Origin of the sequence: Arthrobacter sp. NamB2 (assembly GCF_005281365.1) — a bacterium.
Classification (GTDB): domain Bacteria; phylum Actinomycetota; class Actinomycetes; order Actinomycetales; family Micrococcaceae; genus Arthrobacter_D.
Genome location: NZ_SZWI01000016.1, coordinates 1 through 1,849 on the forward strand (window position 1 = coordinate 1; position 1,849 = coordinate 1,849).

Annotated in this window: 1 protein-coding gene and 1 pseudogene; one reads left to right on the forward strand and one right to left on the reverse strand. The window is 63.7% G+C overall.

Annotation, left to right across the window (positions count from 1 at the left end):
- Positions 1-1,632: pseudogene (locus FDK12_RS14940) on the reverse strand (hypothetical protein); the annotation flags it as partial.
- A gap of 37 nt (positions 1,633-1,669) precedes the next feature.
- Between FDK12_RS14940 and FDK12_RS15325 the strand changes: the two are divergent.
- Positions 1,670-1,849: hypothetical protein (locus FDK12_RS15325; RefSeq protein WP_223263324.1), on the forward strand; the 180-nt coding region annotated here is incomplete at its 3' end.

Genomic DNA, 1,849 nt, shown 5'->3' on the forward strand with positions numbered 1-1,849 from the left:
TACAGTCACCTGAGCAGCTGCATTGCGGGTCTGGCCACCGTAACTGGCCTGCACCGTGTTCGTCAGTGCCTGGCCGGGAGAGGTGGTGCCATCGATGACGGCCTGATAGGTCAGGGGGTGGTTCATGTTGGTACGCACCCCGTCCAACACCCAGGTCAGGACCTGCTGGCCTGATCCGTTCCTGCTCACGGCAGGCTCGGGCGACGCCGAGCCCGGAACGTAGGCTGTTCCGGCAGGCAGTGTATCCACGATGGTGAATCCATCGATCGTGGCCGGAATGGAGCCGGCGCCGTTGGCCGAGTAGGTCAGCGTGTAGGTCGCGGGGACCCCGGGAGAAACCACCGAGCGGTCAACTGACTTCCCGATCCACGGCGTAGCGGTGACCGTGTGGAGCACGTCGCGGAACCCGTAGGTGTAGGGGTACCGTGCGCCCGGAGTCATCGTCACTGGGGGCAGGATCTCCGAAGCATCAGTCCAGTAGCCAGCACCGTTAGCGTCATCGAGGATCGCGCTGAAGAAGCTCCAGATGTCGGTGCCAGCGGGAGTCTCGGGCCTGATGTCCATGTACACGGCAGGCTGGATAGAGGGTGCCTGAGCGTAGGCCTCGGCCTGGCCCTGCGTCATCGTCACTCGTACTGCTCGGACATCAGCCATCGGGTTCGCTGGCAGCGTGGTGCTCCAACCGGCAGCGCCGGTGCAGGAAAAAGCATCCGGGTTGTAGCCCGGGCTTGCGGGATCAAGAGACGGGTCAGAGCCGGTGTAGTACTCGATCACCGCGCCGTTGACGCCGCCGGCGGGATAAGTCCACTCGACGCGGTCGAAGGTGACGAATCGGGTATCCAGCGCCGAGCAGTTACCGACCATGCTCGTGTCGGGACGGTCGGGCCAGCGCTGCCATCCGTTGTCCATGAACTGGCGCACCTCCGTACCTGAAGCCACCTGGTACGTGTCGTCCCAAGCGCTACCTCCGCTGCCAGTGAAGGGCCTTTCCCATCCTGAGGAATAGGTTCCCAAAAGCGTCCAGGTCTTGGTCTCGGAGTTGTTCGACGGATCGTCCTGCGCGGTCTCACCCGTAAGGGAGGTGTAGGTCGGGGCGTTCGAGGTCAACGTCGCCGAGCCGGCCTGGGTGGTCGCGATCCGTACCCAGATGGATCCGGAGGCAAGCGCGACCTCATTAACGGGCAGACGGTTGCCGGCCGAGTCGAGGGTCGGGGGTGCCACGGGCTCGTAGTCGATTCCCGTGAGCGTCAGCTGAAAGGTCGTCGGGCCTGTCTGGGTGATCGTGCAGTTGTCGACGAAGTTCGACGTCTGCTCAGCAGGATGATTTCCGCCCGACCACGGGTGACCGTTCGCGGCGAGACCACCGGTGAAGGGAGTGCAACCCTGAGGAGCCAAGCTTATTGCGCCGCCCTGCGGGGACTGGATGGTCAAGTCATACGTGAGGGTCTGCTGTCCTGGATCACTGCCGACGAGCCGGCTCACCGTCCACTCGTAGTCCGTCTCGAAGTAGCCATTCCCCTGCTCGACCGAGGACGAGCCCTGCACCCAGCGGATGTCCATGCCGAACGCATTCCGGATCGGGATCTCGGGAACACTGGCCGGTTGGTCGTTGATCTGACCCGCGAGTGACACTGCGCCACCAGTTGGGCCGTCGACGGTAACCGGCACCATGACTACAACGGCGGTGCCTTGGTCCTTCGTTCCGACGTTACAGGTGAGGGTGCGCCCGTCAGCAGAGATACCCGACTGCGGCACAACGCCTGTCGTGAGGCACAGGTCGGGAATCGAAGAGATCCGGCCGTTCGTTGCCGTGGTCGTGAAGGTGACATTGTCCACGGGGCTGTTCGAG